The sequence below is a fragment of the Rhodanobacter sp. Soil772 genome (assembly GCF_001428385.1).
Lineage (GTDB): Bacteria > Pseudomonadota > Gammaproteobacteria > Xanthomonadales > Rhodanobacteraceae > Rhodanobacter.
Genome location: NZ_LMSK01000005.1, coordinates 21,683 through 38,419, shown reverse-complemented (window position 1 = coordinate 38,419; position 16,737 = coordinate 21,683). Strand labels below are relative to the sequence as shown.

Sequence of the window (16,737 nt, the reverse complement as noted above, 5' to 3'; positions counted from 1 at the left end):
TTTGCGCGCGAAAGCACAGACGACTTGATCGACTGTCTCAGTTGGGAAGGGAAGGTTGTTCGTGGTGTCCGCGGGTGGCGCGTCGTGCCGGGTGCCGGCTCGATGCGCAAGCTGCCCGAAGCCGAAGGGAATCTCGCCCCCGATGACGTCGTTCCCGCGAAAGCGGGAATCCATTTTGACCTTGCGTAACGGCAGCTTGGATTCCCGCTTTCGCGGGAATGACGTCATTTGGAGGTTTTCGAGGTTCCCTGAAGGGCCTGCGCGGGAGGGTGTTACGGCATGCCACGACAGGCGGCGACATGCGGGGATAAAGGCGGGCGCGCGGGCGCGCGTCCTGTAGCATGGGCGCGCGCGGACGGGGGCCCGGGATGACCAGCAACAGCACAAGCCATGTCGATGTCGAGCCAAACGCTTCCGCGCCGATCCACCACCACTTCAGCACATGCGACATCGCTCGAGCGCAGCAGCTGGTGGCATGGCGTGATCAGACCTCCTCCTTTCTCGACATAGCGGTGTCGCACGCGCAGGTGGCCGACGGGTTTCGCGCCACGCTCGACCATTACCGGGTCGATGGCATGACGTTTCTCGACGCCTGCACCGACCCGACCACGCAGACCCGCACGGCGGCGCGGATTTCCACGGACAACATGCGCGATTACGTTTTCCACGTGCTGGTGGGGGGCGGCATCGAAACCACGACGGGCCTGTATCCACGGCGCAAGGCACTGCAAGCCCAGCCGGGCATCCTGGCCCTGGATATGAACCAGCCGATGCGCATGGAGCGTGGGTGCAGGAGCCAGGTCATGGCCTTGTTCCTGCCGCGTGCCCTGGTGGAGTCGGTGCTGCCCGATGCAGAATCGTTGCATGGCCGCGTGATCGACTACGCATCGCCACTCGCGCGCCTGTTTCTCGGCGAACTGGAAGCGCTTTCCAGCAACATCGGCGCGATGAGCGGGGCCGAAGTCCGCGTGATGATGGCCACATGCGCGCGCCTGATCGTCGGGGCCTTCGCCAAACAGAGCGGCCTGAGTGGCGACGCGCGCGCCGCGGTCCGCGCGGCGGTATTCGGCAGGGTGCGGCGGCATGTCGAGCACAACCTGCACGAGCCGGGACTGTCGCTGGAAAGCATCGTGGGCGCGTCGCGGTTGTCGCGCGCCACGTTGTACCGCCTGTTCGAGCATGAGGGCGGCCTGGCCACCTACATTCGCAATCGCAGGCTGCGCGAAGCCGCGCACGAACTCATCCGATTCCCGCAGGCACCGGTGGTGGAGATCGCTTACGGGCTCGGATTCAGGAGCGCAGCAGACTTCAATCACGCGTTCCGTCGCGCCTATGACATGCCGCCCCGGGACTTCCGCACCCTGGCTGGCTTGCGCGAAAGCCGAGCATCAGACCAGCAGACCGTCGCCGCCATCACGCCGTGAGTAGCAGGGCTCAACGCTTGCTGATTGCCGGACTCGCTACCCCAAGGAACCAGGGCGTACGCCAAAATGCCCAACGCTCGCCGATGGTTTCTCTAGTCCTGGGCTCGAAATTGGTCGTCTGTCAGTACTTTCGGTGAAGCTCAATCCGGAGATGACTCACACGCTTGAGGCCCAGGTTCGCGAGCAGATCCTGACCTTGGCAACTCGATTAAGCGGCGTGTGATCTGAAGAAGCCCCGGCTCGGGTCTTGTTTTGCCACATCGCTCAGCGTAGCCCGCGTCTATGCCTGCCCTCTTCGCACTGAAGACCATCAGTGAGCGCTTCGGTTTGCACTACGCCACGGTGAGCCATATCGCGCGAGCGGGCATGTGGCAGAACAAGACCTGACCCTCACGTTTTGAAACAGGGGTGAGCCGACCTTTCCCGGGAAGTGCACTCTGACCCCAGCTCTCTGCATCCCGGTTTCGCGGTGGCTGACGCCATGCCGAGCCAAACGACGCCTGTACTCGATCATGCGACTGGGCCGTGAGGCGCTGATGCGACGATGGTCAAACGCCAAGCTCAAAGAACTAATGGAGCAGATACGAAAGCCGTCTCCCGCACTGCTTGATCAGATGGCCGCGACAGCATGAAAACGTGGGGAAACCTCAGCCTCCGTCCCGGTTCCGCTGTTTCGCGGGCGCTTCTGCGGCCCGGCTTCTCCAGCTTTACTCTCTTGTTCTAAAAATCGAATCCAGAAGTCGACTTCCGGCACCGACTAATTTAGATAAAACACGCAGTTGCTCTCGACTAGCAATATTTTGTGTAGGCACGGGATAATTTATTTGGTGGTCAACTTCACCCCAGATCTCTTCAAATAGCGTACGCACTTGAATTTCACAGCATAACGGTGAGTCAGCGCGAGGCCTAACCAAATAGTGCACACTTGTATAATGAGTATCTCGAAGCTCCACCTCAAGGCCTTGCTCTACAAAAAAGTCCCTTGACTCAGGATCCCAAGTAAATGCTTTAGCAGGCTCAGCAAGAACCCAGTCGTTCTGATCGATCTTCGCACGGATCGCCTCATGAATATCGACAAACTGAGCTTGATGTAGATGCAATACCCGCACACCAGCCAAATCAGTCAACCGGGCAAAGAAATCCTGATTGGATAGATCTACCTCTCCAAATTTACGCTGCAACTTCCCCTCAAGATGATCAACATCCTTTAAGCGATATTTAACCGAGTGAACACTATTCTTTCTCAATAGGACTTCATGACCCAAAAACCATTGCCTGATGCCACTAGCAAAAACGTCAAAGTCATTACGCTTTGACTTAAAAATTTCAATCAACTCCCGCAGACGCTCTGGAGTCATGATTTCCTCCAGTTGTCAGATTAGAGCAACTCGTTCCAGGAGCGATTCAGCAAAAGCGAAGTAACTCGCTCTCGTCCCATAATAAATTGCTCGATTACCTCTAATTGTCGACGCATCATCCGTTTCAAGTGAAGTTATATCTGGAACCCTCCAGATCGGGGCATGATATTTTTGCGCCATACCTGGAAGCGTGTTGTGACCATGCATCACAGACTCTCCGCCTACTGGAGCACTCAGCAACTTAGGACTCAAGTGATCTCTAATGACCTCTGGGATAAAATCAGTGATAGCGGTAGGTATCTGCATTGCATAGTTAAAATGCGCCGTCGCCAAATTCCATGGATGATCGACTGCAGTATATTTTTTTGCATTATAAATTGTAAATCCTAACAATTTAATGAAACGCTCCGGGAACTCAGCACGCTTCTCGTCCGAAAGCAGTGAATACATGGTGTGAAACTGTTTTTTCCATCCCGCGAGTGCAGCACCGATATTACGAATGCCATACAAAGAGAACATATCGGGCATGCAAGGAATCAAAAAGCCGTCTGTCGTTGAGATAACGACCTTGTTCAAGGCGCCAAGGCTCGGCGAAGTATCCATGATTACGAATTCGTAACCATGCGCGGATGCATAAGCACGGGCAATCGTGCGGATTTTTGTAATCGTGCGAACTGCCTGAGGATCACCCTGAAATGCCTCGCTCCACAATTTGCTTATTTTGTCTTCATACATGTGCATCGTTAAGCGCCCAGGGACAAGCCCCAGACCGTGCGACAACTCATATGGCGGCGGGAGTCTTGGTATATCACCAACACCATCCTCAGTCGGTTTAAGAAGAAAATGTATGGACCTTGGTGCATCAAGCATCGCCTCGAATGCCGCATCATCTATAGAAATCTTAGCCTTCTCAAAATCTTGGATGAAGTCATCTTCCGCGGCCCATATCGCATGAATTACCTCCTCGTCCATACCTAGGATAGTTAAATTGCACTGAGGGTCGAGGTCGATAACTAGCGTCTTATGCCCCATTTCGGCGAGTGCATGCGCCAAATGGTAGGTCAGCGTTGTTTTGCCGACGCCACCTTTATTGTTAAAGATTGAAATAGTCTTCACGTACCCCCTCCTTAGCTCAAAGAATAAAGGGCGGCATCACTGCCACCCTTTTTCAAACCGACATTACGCTTATTTGCTCAGCCGCACTTCGAATACCCACAATTCAAACACGTCTGACACCCATCCATCAGCACCAGCGCCTGCGTATTGCACTTCGCGCACAGCGTCGCGCCCGGCGGGAAGCCCGAGGATTCGGTATCGCTGGAGGTCGTCGCGGCCGAAGCCGCCTTGCTCACGTCAGAGTTTTTTTTTGCCCCAGCCTGCTCGTACGCCGCCCGCTTCTCGGCAATCAGCTTGCGCGTCGCGTCGTCCATCTCCGGGTCGTGGATCAGGCCGATGTTCTTCATGTGCTGTTCGATCACGCCGCCGATCTCGGCGACGATGCTGGGCATGTAGATGCCGCCGGCCTTGAAGTAGCCGCCGCGGGGGTCGAACACGGCTTTCAGTTCTTCCACGATGAAGGTGACGTCGCCGCCCTTGCGGAACACGGCGGACAGGATGCGGGTGAGCGCCACGATCCACTGGAAGTGGTCCATGTTCTTCGAGTTGATGAAGATCTCGAAGGGGCGGCGCAGCTCGTGCTTGGTGCCGGCGTTGAGCACGATGTCGTTGATGGTGACGTACAGCGCGTGCTCGAACAGCGGCGACTTGATCTTGAAGGTGGAGCCGACCAGGGTCTCGGGCCGCTCGACGCTTTCGTGCATCTGGATCACTTCGGCCGTGGGCGCCTCTTTCGACGCGGCGGCGGTGACCGGGGTGGCGGCAACCTTGTCTTCGGGTTTGACCACGTTGTAGCCCGTGATCTTCTTGTCGATCTTGATCGCCATGGTGTTCGCTTCTTTCTTGAGTGTTGATGCCGGTGCGGACGCGGCGTGCTGCGTGGATCATCCGGCCCGGCGCTGGGCCGGGCCGGATGCGGTGCTGCTTACTTCCGTTTTGCAGCGGCCTTCTTGGCGGCAGGCTTGCGCGCTGCCGACTTGACGCTCGCTTTCTTGCTGGCAGTGGACCTCTTGACCGTCTTGGCGACGGCTTTCTTGCTGGCGGACTTCTTCGCTGCCGCCTTTTTCGGTGCGGCCTTCTTGCTGGCCGACTTCTTGCTGCTGACCTTCTTTGCGGCCTTGGCGGCTTTCTTCTTCACCACCTTGGCGACTTTCTTGGCGACCTTCTTCACCGCTTTCTTCGCGGCGCCGGCCTTCTTGACGACTTTCTTTGCTGCCTTCTTGACGGCCTTCTTCGCGGCGGTCTTCTTCACCGCCACTTTCTTCGCCACCTTCCGGGCGACTTTCTTCGCCGCCTTCTTCACGGCTTTCTTGGCGGCGGCCTTCTTCGGCGCGGCCTTTTTCGCCGCAGCCTTCTTGGGCGCGGCCTTCTTCTTTGCCGCGGCTTTCTTCGGCGCGGCCTTCTTGGCGGCAGCCTTCTTTGGTGCAGCCTTCTTCGCAGCAGCCTTCTTCGGCGCAGCCTTCTTCGCAGCGGCCTTCTTCGGCGCAGCCTTCTTGGCCGCGGCCTTCTTCGGAGCGGCCTTCTTCTTCGCTGCCGGCTTCTTCTTTGCCGGCGCGGGTGCGGCAACCGGCGCAGCCGGCGGCACTTCCGGCAAGACCGGCAGGACGACGGCAGGCGCCTCGGCGGCGGCCGGCGCGGTGGTGGCGTTCATTTCAACTTCGTTATCGATGGACATGCTGGTGTTCCCCTCCGGTGGACCGCTTGAGTTGTCGCACGCCGGGAGCGTGCGACGGTTCAGAACTTGCCGTAGTAGCCTTCCTTCAAGGCATCGAAGAGGTTGGCGGCGGAGTGCATCTCGCCGTCGTATTCCACCTGCTCATTGCCTTTCAGTTCGACAACGCTACCGTCTTCGAGCTCGAAGCGGTAGAGGGTGCTTTCAAGGTCTGCGTCCTTGACCAGCACGCCCTGGAACGCGGCGGGGTTGAAGCGGAACGTGGTGCATCCCTTCAGGCCCTGTTTGTAGGCGTAGAAGTAGATGTCCTTGAAGTCTTCGTAGGGGTAGTCGGTGGGCACGTTGGCGGTCTTGGAGATCGACGAGTCGATCCACTTCTGCGAGGCGGCCTGGATGTCCACGTGCTGTTTCGGGCTGATGTCGTCGGCGGAGACGAAGTAGTCCGGCAGCTTGTTGGCCGCCTCGTCGGTGGACGCCTTGGCGTCGGCGTTGATCAGGGCGCGGTAGGCCAGCAGCTCGTAGCTGAGCACCTCGATCTTTTCCTTGGACTTCTTGCCCTCGCGGATCACGTTGCGCGAATAGCTGTGGGCGAAGCTGGGCTCGATGCCGTTGCTGGCGTTGTTGGCCAGGCTCAGGCTGATCGTGCCGGTGGGCGCGATCGAGCTGTGGTGAGTGAAGCGCGCGCCGGTCTCGGCCAGTTGCTCGACCAGGTTCGGCGCCACCGTGGCAATGCGCTGCATGTAGCGGCTGTACCTGGCGTGCAGCACGCGGCCGGGGATGGCGTCGCCGACCTTGTAGCCGTCGGTGACCATTTCCGGGCGCTTGCGCAGCATGTCGCCGGTGACGGTGTAGTCGCGCAGCAGGATCGGCGCGGCGCCCTTTTCTTGTGCCAGCTCCAGCGCCACTTCCCAGCCGGCCACCGCCATCTCGCGCGAGACGTCCTCGGTGAAGCTGACCGCGTCGGTCGACCCGTAGCGCATCTTCAGCATGGTCACGGTGGAACCCAGGCCGAGGAAGCCCATGCCGTGGCGGCGCTTGCCCATGATCTCGTTGCGCTGCTGCTCCAGCGGCAGGCCGTTGATCTCGACCACGTTGTCGAGCATGCGGGTGAACACCTTGACCACGTCGCGGTATTCGTCCCAGTCGAAACGCGCCTTCGGGCCGAACGGATCACGCACGAAGGTGGTCAGGTTGATCGAGCCGAGCAGGCACGAGCCGTACGGCGGCAAGGGCTGTTCGCCGCACGGGTTGGTGGCGCGGATGTGCTCGCACCACCAGTTGTTGTTCATCTCGTTGACCTTGTCGATCAGGATGAAGCCGGGCTCGGCGTAGTCGTACGTCGAGACCATGATCATGTCCCACAGGTGCCGCGCGCGGATGTGGCCGTAGATCTTGCAGGCGACCAGGCCGTCCTCGCGGTCGACGTAGTTCTCGTGGGTGGGCCACTCGCGCCAGACCACCTGGGCCGGGTCGGCCAGGTCGACTTCGTCGCGTTCCTTCACGTGCACCGGGAACACCAGCGGCCAGTCCTGGTCGTGCTCGACCGCGTCCATGAAGCCGTCGGTGATCAGCAGGCTGAGGTTGAACTGGCGCAGCCGGCCGTCCTCGCGCTTGGCGCGGATGAATTCCTTGGCGTCGGGATGGCTGATGTCGAACGTGCCCATCTGCGCGCCGCGGCGGCCGCCGGCGGAGGACACGGTGAAGCACATCTTGTCGTAGATATCCATGAACGACAGCGGGCCGCTGGTATACGCGCCGGCGCCCGACACGTACGCGCCGCGCGGACGCAGCGTGGAGAACTCGTAGCCGATGCCGCAACCGGCCTTCAGGGTCAGGCCGGCCTCGTGCACCTTCTCCAGGATGTCGTCCATCGAGTCGCGGATGGTGCCCGAGACGGTGCAGTTGATGGTGGAAGTGGCCGGCTTGTGCGCCAGCGCGCCGGCGTTGGAAGTGATGCGGCCGGCCGGGATCGCACCGCGGCGCAGCGCCCACAGGAATTTTTCGTACCAGAGGCCGCGCAATTCGTCGGTGGCCTCGACGTCGGACAACGCGCGCGCCACGCGCTGGTAGGTCTCGTCGATGGTGGCGTCGACCGGTTCGCCGGACTTCGCCTTCAGACGATACTTCTTGTCCCAGATGTCGTAGGACGCCGGTTGCAGCGGAATTTCCACGGCGGCATCACGGCTGGCGGCTGGATTCATGGTTGAACTTGGGTTCGCGCTGGGGGCTGAACTTGTGGCTGGCGCACGCACTGTGCTCATCGGCTTCCTGACCTCTCGCTGCGACCTTGTGGCCGGCGTTGTTTTTTATTCGATACGGCTATGTCATTCACAACTACATCAGCGGCAACGTGACGGGCCATCGAGGATTGCCCTCCAGCCCATGTGTCAGCTGATTCCCGACGACAACGACTCCCCCTCAAGAGTGCGACGGTCGACACCAGTGCTTGTCTTGGCGCTGGTTCGTGAACACAAGATGTTGTGGTTGATATCGGGTAAGCAAGTTAACCCCGACATCGCTGGTTGTAAAGTCCCACGACAGCATTCTTCCGGACGGAACCGCCGCGCCGCGCTCCGGTCGAAGCAGCGCTGCTTTTACCGCCTTCTGGAGGACTCCATGTCGCCGTTGCCTTCCCGTCTTGTGCCCTGGCTGACCGGCCTGCTGGTCGTGGCCGTCGTCGCCCTCGGCAGCGTGCCCGGCGGCAGCCGTGCGGCGACCTTGCCGGCCGCGATCGGCGGCCAACCGCTGCCGTCGCTGGCGCCGATGCTGACGCGGGTGACCCCGGCGGTGGTGAACATTTCCACCACGACCCGGGTGCAGGTGCGCGATGCGTATTTCGACGACCCGATGGTGCGCCAGTTCTTCGGCCTGCCGGCGACGCCGCGCGAGCGCGTCGAGCAGAGCCTGGGCTCGGGCGTGATCGTGGATGCGGCGAAGGGCTACGTGCTGACCAACAACCACGTGGTCGGCGGCGCCGACGACATCAGCGTGACGCTGCAGGATGGGCGCACGTTCAAGGGCAAGCTGATCGGCAGCGACCCGGACACCGACGTGGCGGTGGTGCAGATTCCGGCGCAGAACCTCAAGGCGTTGCCGCTGGCCGATTCGTCCGCGCTGCAGGTGGGCGACTACGTGGTGGCGGTGGGCGACCCGTTCGGGCTGGGCCAGACGGTCACCGCCGGCATCGTCTCGGCACTGGGCCGCTCGGGCCTCGGCCAGAACTCGTCGGGCACGGGGGGTTACCAGAACTTCATCCAGACCGACGCCTCGATCAACCCCGGCAATTCCGGCGGCGCGCTGGTGAACCTGCGCGGCGAGCTGGTCGGCATCAACACGATGATCTTCTCGCCGTCCGGCGGCAACGTCGGCATCGGTTTCGCGATCCCCAGCAACCTCACCAGCGAAGTGATGGCGCAACTGCTGGCGCACGGCAAGGTGCAGCGCGGCAGCCTGGGCGCGCAGACCCAGGCGATCACCCCGCGCATCGCCCAGCTGCTCGGGCTGAAGGACAGCAACGGCGTGGTGGTCACCGGCGTGACCGACGGCTCGGCCGCCGCGCACGCCGGCCTGCAGCCGGGCGACGTGCTGACCACGCTGAACGGCAAGTCGCTGCATAACGTGCAGGAACTGAACAACGCCGAGGGCCTGCTGCCGCTGGGCAGCACGCTGCGCCTGGGCGTGCTGCGCGACGGCAAGCTGCGCGAAGTCAGCGCCACGCTCACCGCGGAGAAGCTGGCCAGCGTCGACGGCGGCCAGCTCGATCCGCGCCTGGCCGGCGTGCGCTTCACCGAGCTGAGCCAGAACCAGCGCAACCAGGGCTGGTACGGCGTGGCGATCAGCGCGGTGCAGCCGGGCAGTCGCGCGGCACGCGCGGGGCTGAGTGCCGACGACGTGGTGATCGGCGTGGGCAACCAGCGCATCACCGGCCTGAACATGCTGCGCGGACTGGCCGGGGTGAAGCCGCGCCAGCTGGTGCTGGTGGTCGCCGACGACGATGGCACGCGCTACGTGGTGGTCAACTAGGCGAAAGCCGTTCAGGCGAAAGCGTGGCCGGGATCGCCTCCGGGCCGTGTCCCGGCGCACAGCTTCGGGGTCTGCCGTCGCGCAAACCCATGAAAGCGCTTGATGTTCTGCATTCAGGCCGATGAAATATCCTCACCGCTTCATCCTGCGTGCGCCTGCAAGGCGCCATACTCGCGCCATTACATCCACATTCAAATCTTGCCGGGGCTCCCTACCACCATGTCCGTTCGCCTTACCCGCCTGCTGTCCGTCGCCCTGATCGGGGCCTGCCTCACCACCCCCGCGTTCGCCAGGAGCAAGCCGAAGGCGCACACCAGCGCCCCCGCCAAGAGCAGCCTGGTCTGGCGCGGCGACGTCGCCACCGCGAACGGCGTGGTCAACGAAGTGGCGAAGGCGTGGGAGAAGACCGGCCACGGGCGGATCGAACTGCAGCCGTTCAACACCGCCTCGGGCATCGACGCGGTGGCGTCGGGCACCGCCGACCTGGCCGGCAGCGCGCGCGCCAGCGACAACAGCGCGCAGAACGCGAACCTCACCTTCACCCCGGTGGCGTGGGACGCGCTGGTGATCATCACCCAGTCGTCCAACCCGGTCCGCAGCCTCACGCTGAAACAGGTGCACGACATCTACTACGGCAAGATCCACAACTGGAGCGAAGTCGGCGGCCGCAGCGCGCCGATCGACGTATACGCGGTGGCCAGCCCCGGCGACGGCGTGGAATACAGCCTGCGCAGCCTGCTGTTCGGCCGCGGCAACCAGCCGGTGGCGGCGCCGCGGCTGTACGTCAACACGCGCAAGCTGGAAGAAGGCATCGCGCTGAACCCGAACGGCCTGGGCGTGTCCACGCTGTCCAGCATCAGCGGCAATGCCAAGCTCAAGGCGATCCCGATCAACGGCAAGCCGGCCACCGTCGCCAACATCGCCGACGGCAGCTACCCGCTGTTCACCCCGCTGTACCTGGTAACCAACCCGCGCAGCCCGAAGGCCGCGCAGGCGCAGGCGTTCATCGACTTCATGCAGACCGAGCCGGGCAAGGCCGCGCTGCGCAGGCATGCCGTGCTGCCGTATCAGGATGGCGGCGCGCTGGCGTCGATGGACATCTCGCGGCGCAGCCGGATCCTGGCCGAAGTCGGCGCGCGCCCGGTCAGGAGCACGCCGGTGTCGGCACCGGGTGCCACCTACGCGGCGCGTGCCGCGATCGCGCCGACCTCGCCCGACACGCTGGCAGCGCGGCAGGCGCTGGAACAGCGTCGCGCCGATGCCAGGGACACCGCCCGCCTGAGCAAGGTGCAGGGCAGCGTGAGCGACGTCACCGTCAGCGGCGTAACCCATGCGAACGGCAGCGCCACCACGGTCAGCCAGACCAGGGGCAAGGACTTCGGCAAGGTCAGCGCCGACGCCGGTCAGGCCGCGACTACCTACAAGGTGACCAAGGGCGACACGCTGTCGACGATCGCCAAGCGGCATTCGGTCGAGGTGGCCCAGTTGCGCGAGTGGAACCACCTGAAGAACGACCAGATCAAACTCGGCCAGGTGCTGCGCATCCGCAACCGCTGAGCCGTGCGGGCGTGCCGATACTCGCGCTGACGCTGGATCTCGACGATACCTTGTGGCCGGTGCTGCCGGCGCTCGAACGCGCCGACCAGGCGGTGGATGCCTGGCTGCAGCGGCACCATCCCGACGTCGCACGCGCGTGGCCGATCGCGGCCATGCGCGCGCTGCGCATGCAGGTCGCCACCGAGCGGCTCGACCTCGCACACGACTTCACCAGCCAGCGCCAGCTCACCCTGCGACAGGCGTTCGCCGCCTGCGGCGTGGACGATGCGCCGATCGAGACGCTGTGGGAAATCTACTTCGCCGCGCGCAACCGCGTGGAGCTGTATCCGGACAGCCTGCCCGCGCTGGAACGGATCACCGCGCGCTGGCCGCTGGCCAGCCTGACCAACGGCAACGCCGACCTGCAGCGCATCGGCATCCACGCGCATTTCGCCCACCACGTCTGTGCGCGCGACAGCGGCGTGGCCAAGCCCGACCCGCGGATCTTCCTGGCCGCGGCCGCACGGCTGGGCGTGGCGCCCGGGCAGATCCTGCACGTCGGCGACGACCCGGTCATGGATGTCGTTGGTGCGCGCGACGCCGGCCTGCGCACCGCCTGGATGAATCGTGAAGGCCTGCCCTGGCCAGCCGAACTGGGCACGCCGCCCGAGCTGGACCTGCGCGACATGACTGCGCTGGCCGACTGGCTCGAAGCGCAGCATCCTGCCGCATAGGCAAGCAGCAGCCATTGCGCGCATCATTGGCGATTCGCCATTCATGGCACGCCCCGCGTCGTGCCATCGCAAGCCAGAAGGATCCCGCATGTCCGCCCTGATCGAACGCCAGCCCGGCACCCGCCACAGCATCGCCATCGAGACCACCGACGCCGCGCACTACGCCGCGAGCCGTCGCCGGCTCACCGCGGCGCAGCGGCGCTGGCTGGCGGACAGCGGTTTCGAGGCGGCCGCGGGCACGTTCGCGCTGCTGGCCGACGCCGCGGGCAAGCTGGTGCGTGTGCTGGTCGGCGTCGACGCACGCGACCCGCTGGCGGCACTGGCCGCGCTGCCGTGCAGCCTGCCCGAAGCGAACTACCACCTTGCCGATGAAGGCGTGCTGGCCGATCCGGGCCAGGCCGCGCTGGGCTGGGCGCTCGGCGCCTACCAGTTCAACCGCTATCGCCAGCCGAAGCGCGCGCCGGCCCGGCTCGCCGTGCCGGCCGCCGACTTGCGGCAATTGGCGCCGCTGGTCGAAGCCACCGCGCTGGTGCGCGACCTGGTCAACACGCCGACCGAAGACATGGGCCCGGAGCAGTTGGGCGACGCGATCAAGCAGCTCGGCAAGACGCACAAGGCGAAGGTGCGCGACTGGGTCGGCGACGAACTGCTCAAGGCGAACTTTCCGACCATCCACGCGGTCGGCCGCGCCAGCCATCGCGCACCGCGGCTGGTCGAGCTGAGCTGGGGCAAACGCGAGCATCCCAAACTCGTGCTGGTCGGCAAGGGCGTGTGTTTCGACACCGGCGGACTCGACCTGAAATCCGCCGACGGCATGCGCTGGATGAAGAAGGACATGGGCGGCGCGGCGCACGCGATCGCGCTGGCCGGCCTGGTGATGCAGGCGCAGTTGCCGGTGCGGCTGACCCTGCTGATTCCCGCGGTGGAAAACTCCGTGGCCGGCAATGCGCTGCGCCCGGGCGAGGTGGTGGTCACCCGCGCCGGCCACGCGGTCGAGATCGACAACACCGACGCCGAAGGCCGCCTGGTGCTGTGCGACGCGCTGGCCTACGGCGCCGAGCAGCAGCCGGACCTGATCCTCGACTTCGCCACCCTCACCGGCGCCGCGCGCGTGGCGCTGGGCCCGGACCTGCCCGCGCTGTTCGCCAATGACGAGGCCGCGGCGGCCGGCGTGCTGGCCGCCGGCCGCGCGGTCGACGACCCACTGTGGCAGCTGCCGCTGTGGCGGCCGTACCGCAAGATGCTCGATTCGTACCTGGCCGACTTCGCCAACGCCGGCCCGTCGCGCCATGCCGGCGCGATCACTGCAGCGCTGTACCTGGAACGCTTCGTGCCGGACGGCACGCCGTGGCTGCACCTGGACACCTACGCGTGGAACGACGCCGACCGCCCGGGCCGCCCGCGCGGCGGCGAGGCGATGGGACTGCGCGCGACGTTCGCGTTCCTGCGGCAGCGCTACGGCGGCTGAGCCGGCAGCATGACTTCTGGCGTTGTCGCGCCGGAGTGAAAAATTGCATCCTGCGGGATTCCCCGGACCGGAGCCCGCCATGCCTCTTCGCCCGCACCTGCTCGCCGCCGGCGTAGCGCTCGGCCTCGCCGCCTGCACCAGCGTACCCGTCGCCAAAACCGCGCCGCCGGCCCAGCCGGCACCGACCGCGCAGACGCTGAACTCAGGCGGCGTGATGCCGGCCGAACAGGCGCGCGTGCATTTCGATCATGCCGAGCTGCATTTCGCGGTCGACGCGGCCACGCAGAGCATCGACGCCAGCGCGACACTGAGCTTCACCGCGAAGTCCGCCACCGACACGCTGCTGCTGGACCTGGACCGCAACCTGCCGATCAGCGCGATCGAGCTGGGTGGCCAGCCGCTCGCTGCCAGCGCGTGGAGCAACCCGGACGGCCGCCTGCTCATCCAGCTGCCGGCACCGCTCGCCGCCGGCGGCAAAGTGAGCGTGACGATCCGCTACGGCGGCAAGCCGCACGTGGCGAAGAAGGCGCCGTGGGATGGCGGCTTCGTGTGGAGCCACACCGCCGACGGCCAGCCGTGGGTCGCCAGCGCGGTGCAGGGCGAAGGCTGCGACCTGTTCTGGCCGTGCATCGACCAGCCGCAAGGCGAACCCGACCTGGTCGACACCTACGTCACCGTGCCGAAGACCCTGGCCGCGCCCGGCAACGGCGTGCTGGTCGGCATCACCGACGCGGGCGACCAGCACACGTACCACTGGCGCGCCAAGCACCCGGATACCTACGCGATCGCGATCAACATCGGCCCGTTCGACGAACTCAAGGCGGACTACAAGAGCCGCTACGGCAACACCATCCCGATGCAGTTCTGGTACCTGCGCGGACACGAGGCGCAGGCGAAACAGTTGTTCGCCGGGTTCCCGCGCATGCTGGATTTCTTCGAGCAGCAGATCGGCCCGTATCCGTTCGGCGACGAGAAGATGGGCGTGGTGGAAACCCCGCACCTGGGCATGGAGCACCAGACCCTCAACGCCTACGGCAACGGCTACAAGCAGGACGGTTACGGTTTCGACCGGTTGCTGCAGCACGAGTTTGCGCACGAATGGTTCGGCAACCAGGTCACCAACGCCGACTGGGACGACATGTGGCTGCACGAGAGTTTCGGCACCTACATGCAGCCGCTGTACAGCCAGTACCTCAACGGCGACATGGATTACTTCAGCTGGCTGCACCAGTTGCGGCTGCAGTTGCGCAATCGCCATCCGATCGTGTCCGGCAGCAGCAAGACCGAAGAGCAGGTCTACGACGAGACGGCCGGCCCCGGCCAAGACATCTACAACAAGGGCGCGCTGATGCTGCACACGCTGCGCCAGCTGATCGGCGACCGGGACTTCTTCGAGAGCACCCGCCGGCTGGTCTACGGCCGCCCCGACCCGCAGCCGGGCAATTTCAAGCCGCGCTACGCGACCACCAACGACTACATCGCGATCGTCGACCAGGTCACCGGGCGCAAGCTGGACTGGTTCTTCGACGTCTACCTGCGCGACGCCGCGCTGCCGCGGCTGGACGAGCAGCGCGACGGCGATACGCTGAAGCTGCGCTGGGTGACCGAACACGGCAAGCCGTTCCCGATGCCGGTCGACGTGCAGGTGGGCGACAGCGTGCACACCTTGCCCATGCGCGACGGCAGCGGCCAGCTGCAGGTGCCGGCCGGCAGCCTGCTGATCGTCGACCCGCGCTCGAAGGTGCTGCGCGCGATGCCGCACGTCGAAGCGTACCGGCAATGGATGAAGCAGCAGCGGGCGGCGCGCAAATAGTTGCCACGGCATGAGCCGGCAGCCGTCGCGCGCGTCCCTATAATCACCGGGAACGTTCAACAGCGAATCTTCCCGATGAACAAGCCGTCACCCGCCTCTCCCGCCATTTGCCGCGAGCAGGCGCTTGCCGCATGGCAGCGCGGCGACATGGCGATGGCCGAGCAGGCCTTCCTGCGTCTGCTGGAAACCCAGCCCGATGATGCCGAGGCGCTGCAGTTCCTGGCCACCCGCCAGTTGGGTCGGGGCGATGCGGAACACGCGATCGAGCTGCTGTTCGCGGCACACCGCGCACAACCGCAGGACGCAGCCATCCTGCACCGGCTGGGCGAGGTGCAGATGCTGGCCGGGGAGCTGGAGGCCGCCGCCGACAGCTTGCGCCAAGGTCTGCAAGTCGCACCCGGCATGTTCGTGGCGCGCCTGCGCCTGGGCGTCGCGCTCGAGCAGCAGGGACGCCGGCACGAGGCCATGCTGGCCTACTTCGGCGCGATCGATGTCGCGCAAGCGCAAGGGCGGTGGCTGGACGACGCCACCACCGCGCCGGGCCTGCGCGACGCGGTGAAGCATGCCGTGCGCTACGTGGCGGCCGGCCGGCGCGAGCTGTTCGACGCGGTCATCGAGCCGTTGCGGCAACGCTACGGCCGATCGGAACTGACCCGCGTCGACCAGTGCCTGGCGATCTATCTCGGCGAGCAGGCTGCAGTGCTGCCCGATCCGCGACAGCACCCCAAGTTCCTGTATTTCCCGGGCATCCCCAGCCGGACGTTCTACCCGCGCGAGCGCTTTCCGGCGCATGCGCGGCTGGAAGCTGCCGTCGACGTGATACGCGAGGAGTTGCGCGCCGTGCTCTCGCACGCGCAGGACGATCTGGTGCCGTTCCTGGGCACCAACTCAGGCGAGGCCGTGGCGGCCCAGTTGCTGGGTTCGTCCGGTGCGCAAGAGGCAGCCTGGGATGCCTTCTTCTTCTACCGGCACGGCGTGCGCCACGACATGCAGTGCGCGCGTTGCCCGCGCACCAGCGCGCTGCTGGACTCGATGCCGCTGGTCCGGGTGCGCGACCACGCGCCGGAAACGCTGTATTCCGTGCTGCGCCCGGGCACGCATATCCTGCCGCACCGCGGCGTCACCAACACGCGCCTGGTCACGCATCTCCCGCTCATCGTGCCGCCGGACTGCGCCTTGCGCGTGGGCGGCGAAACCCATGTGTGGGAAGAAGGCCGCTGCGTCACCTTCGACGACACGTTCGAGCACGAAGCGTGGAACCGCAGCGACCAGACCCGCGTGGTACTGATTCTGGACAGTTGGAATCCCGATCTCAGCGAAGCGGAACAGGCTGCGGTAACCGACCTGGTCGCAGCTATCGGCGACTTCAACCGGTCCAGCGAGACGGCAGCGCCATCCCTGAAATCCTGACCGCGGCCTGGTCGATCGATGGTCGGGCCGACTGCGGCGGTTGTGCGCTGGACCGCCTCTCGGAGTAATCTTCTGGCGGTTGGGCACCGCAGGCAATCATTGTCGCGTGGCCCAACGCGTACCCCGGGGAGGGGACTCGACGCGCTCGAAGGCAGGGAACGAATACCAACATCCATTGGGGAT

12 protein-coding genes are annotated in these 16,737 nt (G+C 64.6%); 7 read left to right on the top strand and 5 right to left on the bottom strand.

Features of this window, described 5'->3' with window-relative positions:
• Nucleotides 1–368: 368 nt before the first annotated feature.
• Nucleotides 369–1,424 (top strand): helix-turn-helix domain-containing protein, encoded by a 1,056-nt coding sequence (locus tag ASG75_RS15205; protein WP_056391487.1) that lies wholly within the window; start codon nt 369–371, stop codon nt 1,422–1,424.
• A gap of 707 nt (nt 1,425–2,131) precedes the next feature.
• Here ASG75_RS15205 and ASG75_RS16080 read toward each other — a convergent pair.
• The 5 genes from ASG75_RS16080 to ASG75_RS15190 all read right to left on the bottom strand — a co-directional run bounded on the left by ASG75_RS16080 (nt 2,132) and on the right by ASG75_RS15190 (nt 7,771).
• The gene (locus tag ASG75_RS16080; protein WP_082547645.1) at nt 2,132–2,782 is read right to left on the bottom strand and encodes a RelA/SpoT domain-containing protein; all 651 of its coding nucleotides are present in this window, start codon (nt 2,780–2,782) and stop codon (nt 2,132–2,134) included.
• Nucleotides 2,783–2,797: 15 nt separating this feature from the next.
• The gene (locus ASG75_RS16075; RefSeq protein ID WP_082547644.1) at nt 2,798–3,898 is read right to left on the bottom strand and encodes a ParA family protein; all 1,101 of its coding nucleotides are present in this window, start codon (nt 3,896–3,898) and stop codon (nt 2,798–2,800) included.
• A gap of 77 nt (nt 3,899–3,975) precedes the next feature.
• Nucleotides 3,976–4,725, bottom strand: a complete 750-nt coding sequence (locus tag ASG75_RS15200) for an NrdJb (RefSeq protein WP_056391484.1) — start codon at nt 4,723–4,725, stop codon at nt 3,976–3,978.
• Between the two features lie 98 nt (nt 4,726–4,823).
• On the bottom strand, nt 4,824–5,573 hold the full coding sequence (locus tag ASG75_RS15195) for a hypothetical protein (protein WP_056391481.1): 750 nt from the start codon (nt 5,571–5,573) through the stop codon (nt 4,824–4,826).
• 59 nt (nt 5,574–5,632) lie between these two features.
• The gene (locus ASG75_RS15190) at nt 5,633–7,771 is read right to left on the bottom strand and encodes an adenosylcobalamin-dependent ribonucleoside-diphosphate reductase (protein WP_056391478.1); all 2,139 of its coding nucleotides are present in this window, start codon (nt 7,769–7,771) and stop codon (nt 5,633–5,635) included.
• A gap of 415 nt (nt 7,772–8,186) precedes the next feature.
• Here ASG75_RS15190 and ASG75_RS15185 point away from each other — a divergent pair, with 415 nt between their 5' ends.
• From ASG75_RS15185 to ASG75_RS15160, 6 genes are all read left to right on the top strand, one after another.
• On the top strand, nt 8,187–9,593 hold the full coding sequence (locus tag ASG75_RS15185; protein ID WP_056391474.1) for a Do family serine endopeptidase: 1,407 nt from the start codon (nt 8,187–8,189) through the stop codon (nt 9,591–9,593).
• Between the two features lie 219 nt (nt 9,594–9,812).
• Nucleotides 9,813–11,150 (top strand): substrate-binding domain-containing protein, encoded by a 1,338-nt coding sequence (locus tag ASG75_RS15180; protein ID WP_056391471.1) that lies wholly within the window; start codon nt 9,813–9,815, stop codon nt 11,148–11,150.
• A gap of 11 nt (nt 11,151–11,161) precedes the next feature.
• Nucleotides 11,162–11,863: an HAD family hydrolase gene (locus ASG75_RS15175; protein ID WP_056391463.1), complete on the top strand. Its 702-nt coding sequence runs from the start codon at nt 11,162–11,164 to the stop codon at nt 11,861–11,863.
• Nucleotides 11,864–11,951: 88 nt separating this feature from the next.
• Nucleotides 11,952–13,331: a leucyl aminopeptidase family protein gene (locus tag ASG75_RS15170; protein WP_056391460.1), complete on the top strand. Its 1,380-nt coding sequence runs from the start codon at nt 11,952–11,954 to the stop codon at nt 13,329–13,331.
• 79 nt (nt 13,332–13,410) lie between these two features.
• Nucleotides 13,411–15,144: a M1 family metallopeptidase gene (locus tag ASG75_RS15165; RefSeq protein ID WP_056391457.1), complete on the top strand. Its 1,734-nt coding sequence runs from the start codon at nt 13,411–13,413 to the stop codon at nt 15,142–15,144.
• Between the two features lie 75 nt (nt 15,145–15,219).
• Nucleotides 15,220–16,554, top strand: a complete 1,335-nt coding sequence (locus ASG75_RS15160; protein WP_056391454.1) for an aspartyl/asparaginyl beta-hydroxylase domain-containing protein — start codon at nt 15,220–15,222, stop codon at nt 16,552–16,554.
• The last annotated feature ends 183 nt before the right edge of the window (nt 16,555–16,737 follow it).